At 28.1% G+C, this 21,285-nt stretch carries 18 protein-coding genes; 8 read left to right on the forward strand and 10 right to left on the reverse strand.

What is annotated here, in order from left to right:
- Positions 1 to 198: 198 nt before the first annotated feature.
- Together secA and BPP43_RS01805 are read left to right on the forward strand one after the other, a co-directional pair.
- A complete protein-coding gene (gene secA, locus BPP43_RS01800; RefSeq protein ID WP_015273984.1) occupies positions 199 to 3,135 on the forward strand; it encodes a preprotein translocase subunit SecA in 2,937 nt (978 codons plus the stop codon).
- A 42-nt stretch (positions 3,136 to 3,177) separates the two neighbouring features.
- Positions 3,178 to 4,059 carry a hypothetical protein gene (locus BPP43_RS01805; protein ID WP_015273985.1) on the forward strand — a complete coding sequence of 294 codons (882 nt, stop codon included), beginning with the start codon at positions 3,178 to 3,180 and terminating at the stop codon, positions 4,057 to 4,059.
- Here the strand turns inward: BPP43_RS01805 and BPP43_RS01810 are convergent.
- The 6 genes from BPP43_RS01810 to BPP43_RS01830 all read right to left on the reverse strand — a co-directional run bounded on the left by BPP43_RS01810 (position 4,049) and on the right by BPP43_RS01830 (position 9,347).
- Positions 4,049 to 4,960, reverse strand: coding sequence for a DMT family transporter (locus BPP43_RS01810; RefSeq protein ID WP_015273986.1), 912 nt, complete (start codon positions 4,958 to 4,960; stop codon positions 4,049 to 4,051). The genes BPP43_RS01805 and BPP43_RS01810 overlap by 11 nt on opposite strands.
- On the reverse strand, positions 4,953 to 5,837 hold the full coding sequence (locus BPP43_RS01815) for a segregation and condensation protein A (RefSeq protein ID WP_015273987.1): 885 nt from the start codon (positions 5,835 to 5,837) through the stop codon (positions 4,953 to 4,955). Before BPP43_RS01815 ends, BPP43_RS01810 begins: the two co-directional genes overlap by 8 nt.
- Positions 5,838 to 5,883: 46 nt before the next feature.
- A complete protein-coding gene (locus BPP43_RS01820; RefSeq protein ID WP_013243188.1) occupies positions 5,884 to 6,546 on the reverse strand; it encodes an ankyrin repeat domain-containing protein in 663 nt (220 codons plus the stop codon).
- 36 nt (positions 6,547 to 6,582) lie between these two features.
- Complete coding sequence (locus tag BPP43_RS11700) at positions 6,583 to 6,738, reverse strand: hypothetical protein (RefSeq protein WP_014932940.1); 156 nt, start codon at positions 6,736 to 6,738, stop codon at positions 6,583 to 6,585.
- 103 nt (positions 6,739 to 6,841) lie between these two features.
- Positions 6,842 to 8,203 carry an NAD(P)H-dependent oxidoreductase gene (locus BPP43_RS01825; protein WP_015273988.1) on the reverse strand — a complete coding sequence of 454 codons (1,362 nt, stop codon included), beginning with the start codon at positions 8,201 to 8,203 and terminating at the stop codon, positions 6,842 to 6,844.
- 58 nt (positions 8,204 to 8,261) lie between these two features.
- Positions 8,262 to 9,347, reverse strand: coding sequence for a hypothetical protein (locus tag BPP43_RS01830; protein WP_013243185.1), 1,086 nt, complete (start codon positions 9,345 to 9,347; stop codon positions 8,262 to 8,264).
- Between the two features lie 195 nt (positions 9,348 to 9,542).
- Between BPP43_RS01830 and BPP43_RS01835 the strand changes: the two genes are divergently transcribed.
- Positions 9,543 to 11,768: a glycoside hydrolase family 2 protein gene (locus BPP43_RS01835; RefSeq protein ID WP_015273989.1), complete on the forward strand. Its 2,226-nt coding sequence runs from the start codon at positions 9,543 to 9,545 to the stop codon at positions 11,766 to 11,768.
- Between the two features lie 33 nt (positions 11,769 to 11,801).
- The gene (gene dapF, locus BPP43_RS01840; RefSeq protein ID WP_013243183.1) at positions 11,802 to 12,641 is read left to right on the forward strand and encodes a diaminopimelate epimerase; all 840 of its coding nucleotides are present in this window, start codon (positions 11,802 to 11,804) and stop codon (positions 12,639 to 12,641) included.
- Between the two features lie 5 nt (positions 12,642 to 12,646).
- Here the strand turns inward: dapF and BPP43_RS01845 are convergent, their stop codons facing one another.
- On the reverse strand, positions 12,647 to 12,832 hold the full coding sequence (locus tag BPP43_RS01845; protein WP_014932944.1) for a (2Fe-2S)-binding protein: 186 nt from the start codon (positions 12,830 to 12,832) through the stop codon (positions 12,647 to 12,649).
- 167 nt (positions 12,833 to 12,999) lie between these two features.
- Between BPP43_RS01845 and BPP43_RS01850 the strand changes: the two genes are divergently transcribed.
- Both BPP43_RS01850 and BPP43_RS01855 read left to right on the forward strand, forming a co-directional pair.
- Positions 13,000 to 13,233, forward strand: a complete 234-nt coding sequence (locus BPP43_RS01850) for a hypothetical protein (protein ID WP_013243180.1) — start codon at positions 13,000 to 13,002, stop codon at positions 13,231 to 13,233.
- A 2-nt stretch (positions 13,234 to 13,235) separates the two neighbouring features.
- Complete coding sequence (locus BPP43_RS01855; RefSeq protein ID WP_013243179.1) at positions 13,236 to 13,607, forward strand: ArsR family transcriptional regulator; 372 nt, start codon at positions 13,236 to 13,238, stop codon at positions 13,605 to 13,607.
- A gap of 128 nt (positions 13,608 to 13,735) precedes the next feature.
- On the opposite strand, the gene BPP43_RS01860 is transcribed toward BPP43_RS01855, so the two are convergent.
- On the reverse strand, positions 13,736 to 14,608 hold the full coding sequence (locus BPP43_RS01860; RefSeq protein ID WP_013243178.1) for a flagellin N-terminal helical domain-containing protein: 873 nt from the start codon (positions 14,606 to 14,608) through the stop codon (positions 13,736 to 13,738).
- Between the two features lie 275 nt (positions 14,609 to 14,883).
- Between BPP43_RS01860 and BPP43_RS01865 the strand changes: the two genes are divergently transcribed.
- Both BPP43_RS01865 and BPP43_RS01870 read left to right on the forward strand, forming a co-directional pair.
- Positions 14,884 to 17,022 (forward strand): ankyrin repeat domain-containing protein, encoded by a 2,139-nt coding sequence (locus BPP43_RS01865; RefSeq protein WP_015273991.1) that lies wholly within the window; start codon positions 14,884 to 14,886, stop codon positions 17,020 to 17,022.
- A gap of 183 nt (positions 17,023 to 17,205) precedes the next feature.
- Positions 17,206 to 19,020, forward strand: a complete 1,815-nt coding sequence (locus tag BPP43_RS01870; RefSeq protein ID WP_015273992.1) for a methyl-accepting chemotaxis protein — start codon at positions 17,206 to 17,208, stop codon at positions 19,018 to 19,020.
- A gap of 69 nt (positions 19,021 to 19,089) precedes the next feature.
- On the opposite strand, the gene BPP43_RS01875 is transcribed toward BPP43_RS01870, so the two are convergent.
- Both BPP43_RS01875 and BPP43_RS01880 read right to left on the reverse strand, forming a co-directional pair.
- A complete protein-coding gene (locus BPP43_RS01875) occupies positions 19,090 to 19,746 on the reverse strand; it encodes a hypothetical protein (protein WP_015273993.1) in 657 nt (218 codons plus the stop codon).
- A gap of 94 nt (positions 19,747 to 19,840) precedes the next feature.
- Entirely contained in the window at positions 19,841 to 21,085 is a 1,245-nt protein-coding gene (locus BPP43_RS01880) for a hypothetical protein (RefSeq protein ID WP_015273994.1), read from the reverse strand.
- Positions 21,086 to 21,285 lie beyond the last annotated feature (200 nt).

The following is a 21,285-nucleotide window of genomic DNA, read 5'->3' on the forward strand; positions in this document are numbered from 1 at the left end:
ATAACTTCATAATAATAGTTTATTATTTTTTTTGTTATATAATAAAATAACAATAAATTTAAATAGTAAAATAATTTTTTTGTACTTTATTATATTTACATTATATGTTATTATTAAGTTTAAATAAAGAATATTTTAGTTATTTATTTGTTTATAATGTTTAAGCAATCTTGATTTAATAAAGGAGATTTACCTATAATGGGAGCGATGGATTTAGTATTTAAATTAATATTTGGCTCTAAAGAACAAAATGATGCCAAAATATTAAAACCTATAGCAGAGAAAACATTAACATTTGAAGAAGAAATAAAGAAATTAACTAATGAAGAGTTAACTAATAAAACAAAAGAGTTCAGACAAAGAGTAGAAGATTATATAGGCTGTAAGACAGAGGAATTAGATTTATCAAAAGAAGAAAATAAAAAGAAACTTCAAGATATATTAGATGAATTACTTCCAGAAGCATTTGCTGTTGTACGTGAGGCAAGTTTAAGAACTACGGGCATGAGGCATTTTGATGTGCAGATAATGGGCGGAGCAGTTTTGCATCAAGGAAGAATTGCTGAGATGAAAACGGGTGAAGGTAAGACTCTTGTTGCTACTTTGGCGGTTTATCTTAATGCTTTAACAGGGCTTGGTGTGCATGTAGTTACAGTAAATGATTATCTTGCTAAAAGGGACGCTGAATGGATGATGCCTATATACTCTATGCTTGGCATTAGTGTTGGTATACTTGATAATACTAGACCGCATTCACCAGAAAGAAGAGCGGTTTATAATTGCGATGTTGTTTATGGTACTAATAACGAGTTTGGTTTCGACTATTTAAGAGATAATATGGTTGTGAGAAAAGAAGATAAAGTTCAGAGAAAGTTTTATCATGCCATAGTGGACGAGGTTGACAGTATTTTAATAGACGAAGCTAGAACTCCTCTTATAATATCAGGACCTGCAGAAAAAAATATTAAAATGTATTATGAGATAGACAGAATTATACCTATGCTTAAGCAGGCAGAAACTGATGAGAGAATGAGAGAGGTGGCAGGCACTGGTGATTATGTATTGATAGAAAAAGATAAAAACGTATACCTTACAGAAGAGGGTGTAAAGAAAGTAGAAAAACTTCTTAATATAGAAAACCTTTATGGTGCTCAAAGCAGTACAATAGTTCACCATGTTAATCAGGCATTAAAGGCTCATAAGGTATTTAAACGCGATGTTGATTATATGGTTACAGACGGAGAGGTTTTGATTGTAGATGAGTTTACAGGTCGTGTTCTTGAAGGAAGACGCTATAGTGACGGACTTCACCAAGCAATAGAGGCTAAAGAAAAAGTTGCTATACAAAATGAATCTCAAACTTATGCAACAATCACTTTCCAAAACTATTTTAGAATGTATCCAAAACTTTCTGGTATGACTGGTACTGCAGAAACAGAGGCAGAAGAGTTTTATAAAATATATAAGTTAGATGTTGCAGTTATACCTACAAATAAGCCTATAGCAAGACAGGATTTATCAGACAGAATATATAGAACAAGAAAAGCAAAATTTGAGGCATTAGCAAAATATATTAAAGAGCTTCAAGATGCAGGAAAACCTGTGTTAGTTGGTACAGTGTCAGTTGAGATGAACGAAGAATTATCTAAAGTATTTAAAAGACATAAAATTACACATGAAGTACTTAATGCTAAAAACCACTCAAGAGAAGCTCAGATAATCGCCCAAGCAGGTGAGCCTGGTGCTGTTACACTTGCTACAAACATGGCAGGTCGTGGTACGGACATTGTATTAGGAGGTAACCCTATTGCTAAAGGTGTTTCTGAGATAGAACAAATACTTACAATAATGAAAGACAGGGCATTTAAAGAGAGAGACCCTTACAAAAAAGAAGAATTAAATCAAAAAATAAAATCTATAGACCTTTACAAAGAAGCTTTTGTAAGATTTGTTATTGCTGGTAAGATTGATGAGGCTAGAGAGTTAGCTGAAAAGAATAATGCTTTAGAGATGCTTGAGAAGGTAGAGAGAATTACACAAATAAATGAAAAATCTAAAATAGATAAAGAAAAAGTACTTGCTGCTGGCGGTTTGCATGTTATAGGAAGTGAAAGGCATGAGGCTAGACGTATTGACAATCAGCTTCGCGGTAGGAGCGGAAGACAGGGAGACCCTGGATTAAGTGTATTTTTCTTATCGCTTGAAGATGACTTGATGAGACTTTTTGGTGGTGAGAGAGTTTCTAGTATGATGCTTGCTATGGGTATGGGTGAGGAAGAAGAGCTTGGACACAAGTGGCTTAATAAATCTATTGAAAATGCTCAGAGAAAAGTTGAGGGAAGGAACTTTGATATAAGAAAACATTTGCTTGAGTATGATGATGTTATGAATCAGCAGCGTATGGCAGTTTATGCTGAGAGAGATTATATACTTTATTCTGATGATATTTCTCCAAGAATAGAAGAGATTATTTCTGATGTAACTGATTCTACTGTGAGAGAGATAGCTGATGGTAAAAAAACTGTTGATCCTATGGAGATAACAAAATGGCTTAATAGTTATTTAATTGGTATAGATGAAGATGCAGCAAACAAAACTGTTGAAGGCGGAGTTGAAAATGCAATAAAAAATCTCACCAACATATTATTAGAAGCATATAGAAAAAAATCTCTTGAAGTAGATGAAAAGATATTTAGAGAAGTAGAGAAAAATATATTCCTTTCAATTATAGATAATAGATGGAAAGACCATTTATTTGCTATGGACAGTTTAAGAGAGGGTATTGGTTTAAGGGGATATGCAGAGAAAAACCCTCTTACAGAATATAAACTTGAAGGCTATAAAATGTTTGTAGCTACTATGGACGTTATTCACAATGAGCTTATTAATCTTTTAATGAGAGTGAGAATAATGCCTAATGCATTTAATAACACAGAAAGAGAAAGTGCTTTTGACGGAGGAGTTGAAGAGAAGAGCAGTGCTAGTGCAATGGATAATAACAATCAAAATGCTAAACCAAAAATAGCACAGGCTCAAGTAAAAATGACAAACAAAATAGGCAGAAATGACCCTTGTCCTTGCGGAAGCGGTAAGAAATATAAGCATTGCCATGGTAAAGACAGTAAAGATAATTAAAAAATATAAGCTTTTATTTTAATTATATATTGGATTATATTTATGCCAGATAATAAAGAAATTGTAACTTTAAAAAAAGAATTATTTGAAGGAGAATATTCGGATATATTAAAAGCAATATCTTCTTCAAATACTTTTTTGGCTAAATCAACTATAGAATCTTATTTAAGAGAGTTTAGTGCAGATAATAATAAAAGAAAGCTGAATGCTATAGAGTTATTTGTAGCGGAATATTCAAAGCTTCATTATTATGATGATGGAAGTGTAATAAAAGTTATAGATGAATTATTCAAATACAAAACTATTAACTCTATTAAAAATATTACTTTTGATACGAATATAAATAATGCTTTACTATATGGAGACTTTGTAAGGTTTATTTTTGCTTTATATTTTGGTAAGTATCAAGAGGAATTAAATATAATAATAAAATATATTTATGAATCTATATCTGTAATATCACATAATTTAGTTTCAAATTTTGATAAAGATAAAATCAATATAATAAAATCTTCTTCAGTATATAGAAATATATTTGATGTACTTGCTTTGTTTTCAGAGATGGCAGGAGATGCTAGAAGCAGGGCAGAGGTTATGCATTATAAAAGTTATATTACTGCTAATGTTATGCAAGACTATAGGGCATTGATTGGACCTGATATGATAAAAACAGCAATTTGCTTTGAAGAGATTGAGGATAATGAAAGGGCTATAAATATATATAAGTCAATAACTAGTGATTTTGAATGCGTACTTTCATCTATTGTGTATGGTAATTACAAAGAAGAAGATAGAGATGAGGATTATATATCATTAGTCTCATTATGGCAGGCTTATGACGGCATTCAAAGAATAGAAAATACTAATGCATATGAAGAGAAAATGGATATAATAGAAAAATCAATACATAAAATTATTTCGTAATTATTTTTTTATTATTATCAGCAAGAGATGAATATATAATTCCAATTAATATTAAAGCTCCTCCTATTATTTGTGCTATATATGGTTTTTCATGAAGTAAAATAATAGCACCAACTGTAGAGAAGAAAGGTACAGAATCATATATTATGCTTGCTTTCATTGCACCTATTTTGGATACTGCTATATTCCAAAATATAAATCCCATAGCTGAAGGAAATATACCAATATATATAAGCACAATTGCTAAATTAAAGTTTAGAATATGTGCTTGATTATTAATATATTTAGGAATCATTAATATTGCTAATGGAATAAGACCTATTGCTACCATGAGATAGAAAAAAGTAGTTTGAGGGAAGTCTTTAGGTTTAATTCTTAATGTTAGAGTATATACTGCAAATAATATTACAGCGAAAATCATATATAAATCGCCTATAGAAAATTTTAATTTGCTTATAACTTCTATGCTTCCTTTTGTAAGTAAAATAATAACACCTAAAATAATTATAAATAATCCCTGTTTTTGAGGTTTGCTTAAATGTTTTTTCCATAGAACTCTGCTTATCAAAGCTATTATAATAGGGGATAATGTTGCTATTAAAGACATATTAGTGGCATTAGAAGTATGAGCTGCCAAATATACAAAAGTATTAAAAATAGTAATACCCAATACTGAAATTATTATAATTTTTATCCATAAACCTTTTAAAAGATGAATATTTTTTATTAAACTTACTATACAAAAAGGAGTTAAGACCAAGAAAGTAACAAGCCATCTGTAAAATGATATTTCTATTGGGGATAAGCCTGTGAGGTATCTTGCAGCTACAAAATTTGTACTCCATATTATAACTGCTAGTATGGCAAATATATAGCCATTGTTAAATTTATTTTCATTCATTATTTAAATCCTGATTAGGTTCATTATTATTATTATTATTATTATTATTATTATTATCTTTTCTTTTAAATACGTAAATATCGCCGAATTTTATGTCTTGTTTCAATAAAATCTCTTTTTCCTTAACAAGTTCAAGCATAGCAAGAAAGAATGTAACAAGCTGTCTCTTTGTAACACCATCTTTAAATAAAACTATAAATGGAAATACATCTTCTTCAGCTAATTTTATTCTTATCATATCAATAGCATTATCTATATGGAAATTAGACATACCAGAAAGCACAGCCAAATCTGTTTCAGGCACAAATTGCACCTTTGTAAAAGCATATACCAAATCATAAAGAGTAACATCTTTCCAAGCCATTTCATTATCTTCATTGCTGCTGTTATTTTGAAAAAACTTAACTCTTTCTGTATCTTTTCTTTCGAATATAGAGTCTGAATATTCTTGAAGCCTATCAAGCTCTTCAGAAACCATTTTATATCTTTGAAACTCAAGCATCTGCTCTACTATTTCAAATTTAAGCCTATCTGTAAACTTATCATCGTCCATATCATGAGGAAGCAGCATTTTTGATTTGTATAAATGAAAATCTGAAGCTACTACTAAAAACTCGCCTGTAGAATCTAAATTTAATGCCGCTTGCTCTTTTAAGTATTCTATAAACTGGTCAATTATTTCTAGTATTGAAACTTCGTATATATTTTTCTCGCTTCTTTTAAGCATATCAAATAGTATTGAAAGAGGACCTTCATAATCTATGCTTGATAGAGAAACTTTAAACTCATTATTAGGCAATGATGCTGAATTAGAATCATTATTAGAGTTTTGTTCCTGAGGCTGAACATTTATATTTTCATTTATATTATTTTCCATGATTGATATAATATATAATAAAAATATAAAAATTCAAGCGTATTAATTATTCTACAGCACCATATTGTTGTAAATATTCTATTAAAGCATCACCTTTTTTATAGTTAGCTCTTATATATGCTATTATAGATTCTCCATTTTTATCTTTAGCATTAACATCTATACCGTTTTTACATAGTATTTCAATAGTAGGCATCATCTCTTCTCTTGTAGCAGCCGACATGAAAACCATCATCAAAGCATTATCTCCATCATTATTTACCGCATTAATATCTATTTCAGAGTCAATTAGAGTTTGAACAACATTGCTATAGAGTTTGTATGAAGCCACATGCAAAGCATTTTCTCCATAGCTGTTTTTTGCATTAATATTTATTTTTGCCTTTATAAGCATTTTAGCAATATCATTTCTTCCCTCTGAAGCAGCAAATATCAAAGCATTATATCCAACATTATCCACTATATTAACATCAGCATTATGTCGTATAAGAAGTTTTACTATATTCGGATATCCCTTATGCGAAGCAAGCATTAAACCAGTAAGTCCGTCTTCTGTTGTAACATTTACATTTACCTTTCTATCTAGCATAGTTATAACGGTTTCATATTTTCCATTTTCGCATGCTTTTAAAAATTTTACTTCATCATCTGTTAAAGAATAAAGCTTACAAGAGAATAAAGCTAGTAAAATAAAAAAAATATTTTTCATAAATCCCCAAAAATTATATTGTTATAAATATTTATTTTAAGCTTGAGCGTTTAAAGCCCCGCCTGTTACTTTTGCAGCCACATTTATGGTTGTAGTTTTTTCTGTAAGGTCGGTTGTAACTGTAACTTCTACACCGCCTATACTTTGCACATATTTATTGGTATTACTAGTTGATGATATACCTGTAATCATTATTCTACCCCTAAAATAAATTTGTAATAATGATTTATTGTATTATAAACTAATAATAAAAACAATACTAAAAAAATTATGTAATATCATTATTTTATAATTATTAATTTATTTTTTTGCAAGTATTATCTATTATTTTTTTATACGGCATTAATATATATTGATTCATTTTGCCTCTCATCTTCTTCTGTACGCTTGGAATAGACATTAAATATCCTGCTAATTTCATCTGAAGCATTCTTCCTCTTTGTTTTTGAGGGAAATCATATATATTATGTTTTTTATAATATTTATGGTCAGCTTTCATTATTCCTTGCATAATATATATTAAATCTCTAAATATTTTCATTCCTCCTACGCCGTAAAAGTTTTTTGGTCGTGAGCATTTATTTAGTATAGCATAATTCATAGTTTGAGAGAGTTTTTTTAATTCTTCTAAAGTGTTGTCTTTATTGTCGTTTGCAACATAAGTTAAGAAATTTCCTCCAACTTCACAGCGTGCTTCAATTAGAGTTTGTAAATTATATTCTTTGTCATAATCACCCGCTACAATATATCCAACAGGCATACCTTCAGTAACCATTCTATGTCCATTACAAAATTGCCTATCTTCATAAATCTTAAAACTAGAATGTGTATAATGATTTTCTATAGTAAAAGCATAAATAATAGCATTAGCCTTTTGTATCTCTCTTCTTAGAAACTCATCAAATCCATCTTTATAAACACATTTACCCGTAATAGCACAGCCAAAACACCCCATACAGCCACCATGAAATTTATACTCTCTAATATTTATCTCCCTTGTGCTGTAATTAAACATAGCCTTAAAATCTTCTATCATATTTCTTAAATTAGTGTCATCTTTAGCACAGTTTGTAACTATAACAACGTCTTTATTTTCATCTTTAATAGATGTTGTTTCAACTTGTCTTTTATAAATATTAATATTATTTTTTTCTTTATTATCATTATTATTAGAGTTTATATTATTTTGAGCAGAAAATATTAAATAATTAAAAAACTCTATAGCCTCTTCCTGACCTTTCTTTGTAAGCAAGTCGTCCATGTCAGCAGAAAACCCTTTGATATATTTAAGATTCAAATCCAAACAATTTTCTTCTACAAACTTATGAGCTGTTGTATCATAAAAGTGTTTTGATGTTGATACTTGTGTAGCATATTTTTGAGATAAATCAATATTCTTTTCTTTTAATAATTCTATAAACCTATGCAGTTGATACGGCACTAAAAAAGTATAAACGGGGTAGGCAAATATTATAATATCTGCTTTGTTTATTTCTTTTTCTACTTCATTAAAGTTTTTTTCGTAGTATCTTACTTTTTGAGCAGCATTTAAAAAAGAGAAACTATGATTTGTAAAAGCTTTCTCTAAAAAAAGCAATGTTTGTAATGTAATGCTGCCGTTTCCTTTGGGGCTTCCATTTATAACTAAAATATTCACTTATAATACTCCATATTTTTTATAGAGTATTATATTTTATTGAGTGAAAATTACAATATTAGTATCTCCATATACCCCAAATATCTATTCCAGCACCAAAAGCATTATTAATTTCAAAATCTTTGTCTTTACGCATTAAGCCCTGACCATCAGCATATGCCGTAAGACCGAATGTAAGATTCTCTATTAGGGTAACTTGCAATTCGCCTTCTATACCATAATAAAGTTTATATAATCCAGTAGTTTTATAAATATTTCCTTCAAACATAAGTCTTGGCATTATATAATAATATATAGCTCCAAGTTTAGATTCAAATTTAGCAGGAAGCATTATATAAAAACGCATACTGTCTGTAGCACGCTCTCCATCTTCATTGTATAAATAATTAAATAGCATATCTTCAGCATAAGCAGCATCAATAGTAGCCCATCTGCTCTTTATACCATAATAGAAAGCAAGTTTTATAGGCAAACTTATCTGTACAGGTGCACTGTCAAATCTTGAAAGCATAACTGTACCGTACAAACTTCCGCCTATCACCATAGGAGCAACTGATGTGTCTGTTATATTATTTGTAATTGAAGATAATTGTATTCCATAATGTAATGATATAGTAAACTCATCTAATAAGCCGCCTCTAAATAAAAATGTAAATTTAGGAGTTGTGCTTATAGCTAATTTAGCACCATAACGGCTTCCATCAGCAACACCAAAAGACACAGGAACTGATAATCTGTATTTATCTGTTGCAAAGCCAAAAGATGCTGAGTGTGTTGATATTATAGGAGCATTTTTTTCGTTTAAATTATTGTATAAATTAAATTGATAACCTATGCCGAATATTCCATAGCTTAAACCAATAAAACCTTTAGGAGCTATTGCAAAGTTCTGCTCTCCTTTAGAGTTTGTGATTGTATTATCAAACATATATCTTAAATCTAATATAGAAACACCAAGCTTAAAAGGTCTGTTATGATTCATAAGCGGAGAAAAGTTATAAATAGTGCTTATTCTATCGCTTCCAGCTCTTGTAGAGTTTACTCCGTCTATAAGGTTATGCATATTATCTTTGTCTAACATATCGTCTATTGCAAATACATTAATACTAAAAATAAATAATAGTGCTATAATAACTTTTTTCATCTTTTACCCGCTCTTTCCTTTTAAAATATATAGTAGTTTATAATATAAGATTTTTTTTTTCAAGCCTATGAGATAATTTTATTTTTTTAGTTATTTGTTAAAAAATGATAAAATTATAATTGATTTTTTGTTATTTAAATAATAAAATCTATATTTAATAATAAAAATTATAAGCCTTATCGGAGTAAAGCTATTATGAGAAAAGTAATTGATTTTAATACTAATTGGAAGTTTTTAGAAAAGTGGAATGATGATATAAAAAACACCATTCTAAAATCAACAACCATAACTTTGCCTCATACTGTAAAAGAAATACCTCTTCATTATTTTGATGAGTCTGATACTTGGCTTGTTGCTGGATATCAAAATATATTTAATTATAATAAAAAAGATTTTGCAAATAAGAGAGTTTTAATTAACTTTGAAGGAGTAATGGCTGCTGCAGAAGTATTTGTAAATGCTAAGAGCTTTGGTGAACATAAAGGTGGGTATTTACCTTTTATTTATGATATTACAGATTCTTTAGTTGATGGAGAAAATATTATAGCAGTTAAAGTTGACAGCACAGAGAGAAAAGATATTCCTCCTTTTGGAAATGAAATAGATTATTTATGCTACGGCGGTATATATAGAGAAGTACAAATTATTGTAGTTGATGAAGTGTCTATAGAAAATATTATGATTATAGGGGACGCTAAACAAAATATAACTGGAAAAGTGAGAATAAGAAACAGCAAAAAAGAAGACAAAAAAGAAACTTTATTTATTAATCTCTATAACAGAGAATATCATATATGCGAAATAAAAAAAGAAATTACTCTAAAGAAAGATGAGTTATTTACTGATATAAATATAAAAGAATATATTGATACAGACAGAATAGAGCTTTGGGATATTGATAATCCTAGACTTTACAGACTTGAGGCTTCTCTTTCTAATGAAGATGCTGTTAGTGTAAATATTGGTTTTAGAGATGTTGAGTTTAGAGATAACGGATTCTTTTTGAATGGTGAAAAAATAAAATTAAGAGGATTAAACAGACATCAGAGTTTTCCTTATGTTGGTTATGCTATGCCTGAGAGAATGCAGAAAAAAGATGCTGATATACTAAAGTTTGATTTGGGACTTAATATAGTTCGCTCTTCGCATTATCCTGCTTCAAGACATTTTTTAAATAGATGCGATGAAATAGGCTTAATGGTTTTTGAAGAGATACCAGGCTGGCAGCATATAGGTGATAAAGATTGGCAGAAGGTTTCTATAGAAAATGTAAAAGATATGATAGAGAGAGATTTTCATCATGCTTCTATAATTATATGGGGAGTGAGAATTAATGAGAGTCAGGATAATCATAGCTTCTACAAAGAAACTAATAAAGTAGCTCATAAGTTGGATAAAACAAGACAAACAGGCGGTGTTAGATATATAATGGGAAGTGAGCTTTTAGAAGATGTATATACTATGAATGACTTTAATTGCGATGGAGTTAATGACCCTATAAGAGCTCAAAAGTTTGTTACAAAATTAGATAAAAACGTGCCTTATATGATAACAGAATATAATGGACATATGTTTCCTACAAAGATGCAAGACTCTGAGGAACGTTTGATTGAGCATACTAAAAGACATTTTGATGTTATTAATGCTGTTGCTATAGATGAGAGTATATCTGGTTCTACTGGCTGGTGTGCTTTTGATTATCATACTCATTATGATTTTGGTTCGGGTGATAGAATATGTTATCATGGCGTTTGCGATATGTTTAGAAATAAAAAATTGGCTGCAAGCGTATACTCTTCACAGATGAATAAAAAAGATTGTGTTGTATTAGAGCCTATCACTATATATGCAAGAGGTGAGAGAGCTATAGGAGGAATATCTCCTTTAATGGTTGCTACAAATTGTGATTATGTGGAGTTTTATTATAAAAATGAATTATTAGCAAAAGAATATCCTGCTTCTGCAAAATATCAAGGTTTGAAACATGCTCCTGTTATTATACAAATGGAGAGAAATATTCCTGGTGTTAGTGCTATGAATTGGGAAGATGCTAAAGTTGTGGGATATATTGACGGCAATGCTGTAATAGAGAAACATTTCCTAAAAAATCCTACTTTCAAAGAGTTGGAAGTAATTGCTGATGATAAAGAAATTAATGCTGTAAGCAACGGTTCTGCTTGGGACGCTACAAGAATAACAGTAAAGGCTATTGACTCTATAGGAAACAGACTTCCATATATTAACGAAGCTATAAAGATAGAAGTTAAAGGTTCTGGTTCTTTAATAGGAAATGATAACCCTGTACTTGAGGGCGGATATTATTCTTTCTGGGTAAAATCTAATAACAAAAAAGGCTCTATAACAGTAACTGTTTCAAACAGCAGGGTAAAAGCTAAAACTATAGAAATTAAAGTAAAATAAATAAATATTTTTTATGTTTTGGAGTTTATTATTATGACTTTGAATTTTACTAAAATGCATGGCATAGGCAATGATTATATATATATAGATTGTTTTAAAGAGAGTTTTACAGTTGAAGATGCCAAAAAATATTCTCCAATTTTAAGTCATAGACATTATTCTATTGGTGCTGATGGTATTGTTTTAATAATGCCGAGTAAAATAGCTGATGTAACTATGAGAATGTTTAATTATGACGGTTCTGAATCTGAAATGTGCGGAAATGGTATAAGATGTGTGGCAAAATATGCTTATGATAATAATATATCAAAAAATAATCCAATGAAAATAGAAACATTAAGGGGCGTTTTGGAGGCTAATTTATTTATAAAAAATGATGAAGTTGATAGCGTTGAGATAAATATGGACTCTCCTATACTTGAAGGATTAAAAATACCAACTACTATAGATAAAACTCCAATAATAGATGAGCCTATTACTTTTAATGGAAAAACTTATTATTTTACTTGTGTATCTATGGGCAATCCTCATTGTGTTATATTTGTAGATGATGTTAAAAATATGAGAATTGATGATATTGGAAGTTTTATGGAAAATAATCCTATGTTTCCAAATAGAACAAATGTAGAGTTTGTGCAGGTTCTTAATAGGGGAGAAGTTATACAAAGAACTTGGGAGAGGGGAAGTGCTGAAACTTTAGCATGCGGTACTGGTGCTTCGGCTGTTTGTGTGGCTGGATTTATTAGCAAAAGAACTGATAATATTATACTCAATCACCTTTTAGGAGGAGATTTGATATTAACTTATAAAGATAATAATGTATTTATGAAAGGTGAAGCAAGATACGCATATAGAGGATATGTAGAATTATAATGTTTTTATCTTAAATTATCTTTAAATAGCTCCTTTAAGCGATTTCTGCATCCTCCGCAAGCTGTGCCTGCTTTTGTCTTCTTTACTATATCTTTTAGTGTTTTTAATCCGTATTCTTTTTTTAATGTTTCTATCTCTTCAATGGATAATTCTTTACATTTACATATGTATTTATTTTCTTCTTTTATCATCATGCTGCTCTTATATATATTTATTAACTATTACAATCAAAAAACAAAAAATATAAAAAAATGTTAAAAAAGCTCAAAATAGCTATTGAAAAAAAAGAGTATATAGTATATAAAACTACTATAGTAATATACAGTATATTGCTATACATTAGTTTGGGAGAGCTATTATGAATAAACCGCCAACAAGAAAGTTTAAAAATTATAACAAAAAACTTGTAAAAATAATACTAGATAATATTGACGATGATGATTATTTTTACAATAAAAAAGTTAATTGGGAGGATTGGGTTATAATGAGGGTAGATGTTGATAATGCTGTAAAGAAGCTTAATTTTGATACATCTATTGAATATTCAGCTATGCTTTTAGAAGATATTTTATATGTACTAAAGGAGTATTGATAATGTGTAATTTATGTCCTAAATATAATACATGTGTAAAATTATGCGATGAGATGTTAAAAAAGATTAGATACGGAAAGAGGGAGTTTAAGAAAAATAGGGATTATTGTAGGGAAGTGGTATTAACTGATAAAGATTTGGAGAATATACTTTATACAAATAGCTTGAGTTATGTAGAATATGAGAGGCTTTCAAATTTAGTTGTAGCAATACTTTCACCAAAGCAAAAGCAATTATTAAAATTATTTTCAGAGGGTAAGAGTCAGGTTGAGTTGGCTAAGATTTTTAATGTGAGTCAATCATCAATTTCACAGAGTTTGCAGGCTATAAAGAAGGAGATATCCAATCAATTTAAGATGGTAATAAACTGTTAGTATAGTATTTTTGTAATTGGGATTTGTGTTTTTTTGATGGTTTAAATAGTTAAAATAAATTTAATATAATAAAAAAGGGTGAAGCAGTAAAGCATCACCCTTTTTATTTTTAAGCTATTAGGCTATTATTATTGTAATAATCTAAGAGCACCTTGTGGTAACTGATTAGCTTGAGCAAGCATAGACAAGTTAGCTTGGTTAAGAATTTGGTCTTTAGCAAGTTTAACTGAAGCTTCAGCCATATCTGTATCACGAATTCTGCTTTCAGAAGCCTGCATATTTTCAAAGCCTACCATTAAGCCTTGAGCAGTCATTTCTAATCTGTTCTGATAAGCACCCAAGTCAGCTCTTTGTTTTAATACTTTAAGAAGAGCTTCATCAACCATACCTATAACTGTATTAGCTTTATTAGGGCTAGAAACACTAATGAAAGTAGCAGTAGTAGCAGGTCCAACTGGATTTTTAAGTCCAAGAGCTTGGCTGTTCATAGTACCAATATAAACACGTTTTCTTTCGTCCATATTAGCACCGATATGTAACCACATAGAAGCTGTAGGAGTATTTTCTCCTGTAGATCTAGCAAATCTTCCAGTCAACATGTTAAGTTTGTTGAATTGAGCTTGTGAAGCAACTCTGTCGATTTCATCTACTAATTGAGAAACTTCGATTTGTACATAAAGTCTGTCTTCATCAGTATAGATACCGTTAGCTGCTTGTATAGCTAATTCACGAATTCTTTGAAGGATATTAGTAGTTTCTTCTAAGTAACCTTCAGTAGTTTGAATGAAAGATATACCGTCTTGAGTGTTTCTTTCAGCTTGACGTAAACCGCGAATCTGAGTTCTCATTTTCTCAGATACTGCTAATCCACTAGCATCATCTCCAGCTTGGTTGATTCTCATACCGCTAGAAATTTGAGCTGCGTCTTTTCTTAAATCTACTTGGCGGAATTTAAGAGTTCTTTGTGCATTTATTGCACTGATATTATTATTGATAACCATATGGTTCCTCCGTGAAAATTGTTTATTAGTCCATCCTTGAACTAGTATATATTATCGGTTGATGCTAATTAATTATTAATTTTTTTTGACAGCTTTAGATATTTTTTTATAATTTTTTGGAAAATGTTATGTTTATTATGTATTTATAAGATTTTTTCTATGTTTTTACTCTATAAGCATATATTTATTGATATTTATTTATTTTTTAATATACTATCTATAAGTATTATAGAACTTTATTTCTTATTTAAAAATTTATAAATTTAGGATTCATAGTGTTTACAAATAAAGAAAAAATTGAATTTTTTAACGCTGTAGAAGATGGGGACATTCAGAAAATAAAATATTTATTGAATAAAGATAATTATATAAATATAAATGTATTTGGAATAGCAAAAATATTAATTGACAATAATAAAAATGATGTTGAAAAAAAAGATGTTGAAATTGATTTTAAGAATGAAGAAGGATACACTCCTTTAATGATTGCCTCTTATAAAGGAAATACTGACATAGTAAAACTTTTATTGGAGTATAATGCTTCTGTAGATATAACTAATAATTATAATTATACTGCTTTGATATATGCATGTATTTATGGCAATTTAGATGTCGTTAAAATTCTTCTTGAACATAAAGCTGATATGTATATAGAGACTAAATTAGAAAAAAATTATTTAACAACATTGATGATAGCTTGCAGTCAAAATTATACTGAAATAGTGAGAATATTACTTGAAAACGGCTATGACCCTAATTATAAAAATCAAAGAGGAGAAACAGCGTTTATATATTATATTTCTATAGAAAACAACCCTAGTATAGAAATAATAAAATTATTATTAGAATATGGTGCAGATATAAATGCTCAAAATAGCAAAGGCTCTACGGCATTGATGCTTGCTTCTTACGATGAAGAAAAAAAAGATTTTATGAGGACTTTATTAGAAAACGGTGCTGATACGGAATTAACAAATAATTATAATGGGAATACCGCCTTGCTTAATGCATGTGAACGAAGAAATATTGAAGGAGTTAAACTTCTTCTTGAATATAATGCTAATATAAATGTGCAAGATAAATTTAAAAAGACTCCTTTAATATTAGCCTGTGATGCTGATTCTTATGATATAGTAAAAATATTGTTGGAGCATAATGCCGACATAAATTTATCAGACCATAGAAAAGAAACGCCTCTAATGTATGCAGTAGAAGAAAAAAATAGAGATATTGTTGAACTTCTTCTTAAATATAAACCTGATTTAACATTAAAAAATGAATCTTCAAAAACTGCATTAGATATTGCATATAAAAGAAATAATTATGTAAAAGAAATAGCAGATTTAATAAAAGAAGCTTCCTCTAGAGAGATACAATTTTTATATGCTGCTGCTGAAAATAATATTGATAAAGTTTTAAAATATATTGCTGAAGGAATTGATATTAATAATACAATAGATGAATCAGATGATTCAATAGGTTCTAATGCTTTGATTTTAGCTTCAGAGTTTCATCATAAAGAAATAATAAAAATATTATTAGAGAATAATGCTGATGTTAATTTTAAAAATTATTTAAATAAAACAGCTTTAGAATATGTTGCTAGTAATGATGATAATTTTGATATAGCTTTAGAGTTTATAAAAAGGGGAGCTGATGTAAATGCTTTAGATAATGAAAATGCTACACCTTTAATGTATGCTGCTTCCCACAATGCTAAAAAAATATTAAACTTATTAATAGAGCATAATGCTGATATTAATATTCAAACTAAATCAGGCTACACTGCTTTAATTCTTGCGGCTATGCATAATCATATTAATATAGTAAAAATTTTAATAGAAAATAAAGCTGATGTATTTGCAAGAGATGGTTATGGAAGAAGATGTTCATATTATGCAGATGAAAATTGGAATGATGAGATGTATAAAATTTTTAGTAAATATCATGATGATGAATATAAAAAAAATACTCAATTTATTTTTGATGTTTTATATTCCAAAACTGATGAAATAAATAAATATATATCTGAAGGCGGAGATGTTAACTTTCAAGATGATAGGGGACTTACAGCTTTAACTGTTGTAGAAAAGAGAGAGATTGCAAAGATATTATTAGATAATAATGCAGATATTAATAAAAAAGGAAGGGACGGATATACTCCATTAATGATGGCTGTAAGGAGAGATAATATTAATCTTCTAGAATTTTTTATAGAAAATAATGCTGATCTTGATATGTATGATCCTGAAGGAAATACTGCATTAATTGTAGCTGCTAAAAATCACAAAAATGATATATTTGAGCTTTTATTAAAAAACGGAGCAGACCCATCTATAAATAATGAAGATTTAAAATTCTATATAGAGTTTGAGGATGAAATGCAAAATATATTAGAAAAATACAGTAAGTAGTTTTTTATAGTAGTTAAAAATTATTTTGTAAATATGTAATTTACTTATATCTTACTAAATTACATAGTATAGCGTTTTATAAAATAATTTTTTTAAAAAAATTTTAATTTAGCTTTTGACTTTATTTCTAATAACAGTTATCATCTAAGCCTAACGGTTTTAATTTTATATAGGGGTTTATTTATGAAAAATTTATTAATGGTGAAATTTATAGCACCTATTATAATATTTTTATTACTATTATTTGTAGCAATTTTTATTATTTATAAACCCTTGTATAGGGAAAGATTCTTAAATGAGAGATATTTAGAATTATTAGAAGACAAAAACAAGAACGAAAGTTATGTTGATGAATTAAAAAATACCATATATGTTATGGGAGCCTATTTAGAATCTAATCCTAGTTTAGTTGAGGTTGGAAATTTCTTAACCAATGTTCAGAAGCTTGATTCAGGTTATTTAAATCTTTATTTTGGAGATACTGTTCCTTATTCCAGAGGAGGTATTTTTATAAATTCATTAGAACCTTTTCCAACAACATATGACCAAACTTCAAGAGATTGGTATAGAGCTGCTGTAGCTACTAATGATATAATGATAAGCAATCCTTATATTGATTATGTATCTAAAAATCTTACTGTAACATTTTCAAAGGCGGTTTATACTAATAACTCATTAAAAGGCGTATGTGCTATAGATTTTGATAATATAAACGGTATAGCAGAAAGTTTAAAAAAGAATTATAAAGAAGAGGTTTATATTGTTTCTGAGAATGGTATTTTTATGACTCATACCAATGATAATTATATATTAAATGAAACAAATAATTTATTTACTTATAAAACGTTTGCTAATTTTAGCGGCAATTTATTATCGCATGTTGGTGATTTGAATATTGTAAAAGATGAATGGTATTCTATTCAAAAAGTAGATAATGCTCCTTGGTTATTAGTATTTAGAGGAAGTGCTAAGCCGTTTTATTCACAATTTAATTTTTTAATGCTTTCTTTATTTTTATGTATAGTTCTCCTTATAATTTTGGAATGTTTATTAGTAGCAAAAATAGTAATACCTTTATCTAATAATTTATACAGGGCTATTGATATAATGAAGCTTATGAAAGAGGGTAAGTTTGATAATAAATTTAATAAAAAAGATTTAGCAAGAAAAGATGTTGCAGGAGTTTTATCAAATTCTATTAATGATATGCAAAAACTAATGTATGAGATACTTTCTAAATTAAAAACTAATATATCTCTTATCAATGCTTCTTCTGAAGAAATATCAGGCGGAATTGATGATTTATCAAATAGAAGTTCATCTCAGGCTGCTGCTGTTGAGGAGATGACAAGCTCTATAGAAAATTTATTTACAGCTATATCAAATACTTCAAAGAGTTCATTTGAAGCTAAGAATATGAGTTCTAAGGTTACTGAGTCTACTCAACATGGAGTTGATGCTGTTAATGAAATATCTCATAATATGATGGAGATTTCTGAATCTAGTAAAGAGATTTCTAATATTACAAAATTAATACAATCAATAGCCTTTCAGACAAACATATTAGCACTAAATGCGGCAGTTGAAGCGGCTCGTGCAGGAGAGCAGGGAAGGGGATTTGCTGTTGTAGCTTCTGAGATTAGAGCGTTGGCACAAAATGTTAATGAGGCTGCTGGTAATATTACTAACATTATAGAAAAAACAGTTGCCAAAATAGAAATTGGAGATGAGTCAGTTAAATCATCTTTAGCGATACTTCTAGAGATAGAAAAATCGGCTAAAGAGGTTTCAGACATATTAGTTAATATATATGAAGCGGCTTCTGAAGAGGAAGATAGTGTAAGACAAATTAATGTTGCTATGAATGAATTAAATGAGATTACTCAGGAGAACTCAGAATTAGCAAACAAAAGCTCTATTTTAGGAAAAGAGATTGTAGATGGAGCTAATAATTTATCATCTGAACTAGAATATTTTAAAGTTAATACAGATGATTGATTATATTTAAAAAATATTGTTATGATTAAATTAAAGGACTTGTATATTTTGCAAGCCCTTTATTTATTTTTAATTTTCTCCAAAATGAAATCCCACGCTAATTAATGCACCAATAGAATGGTGCTGATTTATATTTCTTGAAGCAAATAGTTTTGACACATCATTTTTATTAAAAAACATATATTCGTAAAAAATATTAGCACCTACTACAAAAGCACGATTGTCATAAGTATATATTCTTCTCTCAACAGATAAATTAACGTATAATGATATAGGAACTTGATTAGGCTTTTCATTAATGTCATCTATGAAAGGTATAAATCTAGCTCCAGCAGAAATACCATAAACAGCAGATTGATTAGTATTAAGGGCATTGGGTAAAAATATAGGAGTTACTACAAATTTACAAGCTAAACCAGTATTGATACCCATTATATCCATTTGATTTATACTGTATTTATCACTTGGATTATTTTTTACAGATAAAGAACCAAAATTAATACCTGTATCAAATAACAAGTCTATACCTTTCAATTTTGTACCTATTGGAAAATTATATCCCAATTGTAAGTTTAAATCTCCTCTTCCTTCAAGTACACTTCCTGTTAAATCTGTAAAACTTCCAACAACTCCAAGTTTAGCAAGAAAATCTAATGTAAATGCTGCAAACAGATTATTTGAAATTATTATTACAGCTGCAATAATTGTAACTATTTTAGTTTTCATATGATATATCCTTATATTTTAGGTTTATGAATTAATTATCATATGAAATTATAATATCATATATAAAAAAACAATTGGTATTTTTATAAAAATATCAACTAAAGAAAATATAAAATAAAGGCATTATAAAACATACTATAAAAGCCCATGCTGCGTAAACATATATATAAAGCACATTCTTAGTGTCTCCTATAGTAATGTTTTTAATATCTTTTATATCTTCATTGTTTTTAAAAATATTTAAAATAGACTTGATATTAAAAAATGTTATAAAAACTAAATTGCCAAGCATAACTAAATTTGTGCCTACTAATGTTATCTTGTTTGGAGTAATTCCGTATTCTGCTAATCTATACAAAGAAGAAGTTAATACTAATATATCAAACAATATTGCTACTATAGGAAGAACAATATATAAAGCCTTAGTAAATATACTTGATTTATAATCAGCCCTTACAAAGAACATATTTAATACAATTACAGCAAGCATAATATTATAAAGTACAAAAGTAACTCTATTATCATAAGGTCTTATATCAGGCATTAATAGAAGAAGCAAAAGTATAAATATAAATAATAAACTAAAAGGCATTAATATTCTTGATAAATATATAGAAATATTAGTTTTCATTTTTTTATAGACTATATATACCAAAAAAGGAAATATTGAACTTAAGAATGATATTGATAATACTATTAATTTTATTATAATCTCTTCATCTAAAATATTAAAAATATCTTTTATCAAAAATATAACTATCGTTGCAAATATTCCAAATACTGTTGATACTACACCTGCTATTAAACATGCAAATATTGATATATCCGCAGAAAATGTAAAAAACTCTGAAATAGTTTTAGAATTTAATACTTGAAATCCATTATATGATAAAGCTATTATTATAAAAAATATGATAACAGAAAATATATATTTAATATAATAAAACTGTGAATATAGTTCCATATTTTCAATAGTATTAATTACAGCAAAGAAAGTAGTGCTTAAATTGAGAATCGACACAAATAAAAAAGATAAAAATATTATAACAATATTTATTAAATTAAACTTTGAATTAATATTGAAAATCAAACTAAAACAGAAAAAATAAAATATATAAAAATAAAAACTATCTATAAAAAAAATATTAAAATTAGTAGTGGAATAAACATTATCAATTAATTTAGCAATATTTAAATAAGAATATATACTCATTGCTAATGATGCAATAAAACCTATAGCAATAATAATTAAATTTGCTATTAAATTATTTTCTAATATTTTTCTTATTTTAATGTTTATGTTATCTATATTATTTATTAATTTATTATTTTCTTGCATTTTTTAAAATCCTAAAATAAATATAGCTCATAATATGTATTAATGAAAATTGATTATAAATGAGGAAGAATAAAAGTCAATGAGAAATTATATTATATAATTTTAGTTATTAAAAAAAATATTTTTTGTTTTTTCATATTAATGCGATAATATAAAATATAGTTTATTGTAATAATTATTTTGTAATGTATAAAAAACAT

It is taken from the genome of Brachyspira pilosicoli P43/6/78 (assembly GCF_000325665.1).
GTDB classification, from domain to species: domain Bacteria; phylum Spirochaetota; class Brachyspiria; order Brachyspirales; family Brachyspiraceae; genus Brachyspira; species Brachyspira pilosicoli.

Coding starts and splice junctions, on each gene's coding strand:
- secA (WP_015273984.1), top strand. CDS start 199: ATGGGAGCGATGGATTTAGTATTTAAATTAATATTTGGCTCTAAAGAA.
- BPP43_RS01805 (WP_015273985.1), top strand. CDS start 3,178: ATGCCAGATAATAAAGAAATTGTAACTTTAAAAAAAGAATTATTTGAA.
- BPP43_RS01810 (WP_015273986.1), bottom strand. CDS start 4,960: ATGAATGAAAATAAATTTAACAATGGCTATATATTTGCCATACTAGCA.
- BPP43_RS01815 (WP_015273987.1), bottom strand. CDS start 5,837: ATGGAAAATAATATAAATGAAAATATAAATGTTCAGCCTCAGGAACAA.
- BPP43_RS01820 (WP_013243188.1), bottom strand. CDS start 6,546: ATGAAAAATATTTTTTTTATTTTACTAGCTTTATTCTCTTGTAAGCTT.
- BPP43_RS11700 (WP_014932940.1), bottom strand. CDS start 6,738: ATGATTACAGGTATATCATCAACTAGTAATACCAATAAATATGTGCAA.
- BPP43_RS01830 (WP_013243185.1), bottom strand. CDS start 9,347: ATGAAAAAAGTTATTATAGCACTATTATTTATTTTTAGTATTAATGTA.
- BPP43_RS01835 (WP_015273989.1), top strand. CDS start 9,543: ATGAGAAAAGTAATTGATTTTAATACTAATTGGAAGTTTTTAGAAAAG.
- dapF (WP_013243183.1), top strand. CDS start 11,802: ATGACTTTGAATTTTACTAAAATGCATGGCATAGGCAATGATTATATA.
- BPP43_RS01845 (WP_014932944.1), bottom strand. CDS start 12,832: ATGATAAAAGAAGAAAATAAATACATATGTAAATGTAAAGAATTATCC.
- BPP43_RS01850 (WP_013243180.1), top strand. CDS start 13,000: ATGAATAAACCGCCAACAAGAAAGTTTAAAAATTATAACAAAAAACTT.
- BPP43_RS01855 (WP_013243179.1), top strand. CDS start 13,236: ATGTGTAATTTATGTCCTAAATATAATACATGTGTAAAATTATGCGAT.
- BPP43_RS01860 (WP_013243178.1), bottom strand. CDS start 14,608: ATGGTTATCAATAATAATATCAGTGCAATAAATGCACAAAGAACTCTT.
- BPP43_RS01870 (WP_015273992.1), top strand. CDS start 17,206: ATGAAAAATTTATTAATGGTGAAATTTATAGCACCTATTATAATATTT.
- BPP43_RS01875 (WP_015273993.1), bottom strand. CDS start 19,746: ATGAAAACTAAAATAGTTACAATTATTGCAGCTGTAATAATAATTTCA.
- BPP43_RS01880 (WP_015273994.1), bottom strand. CDS start 21,085: ATGCAAGAAAATAATAAATTAATAAATAATATAGATAACATAAACATT.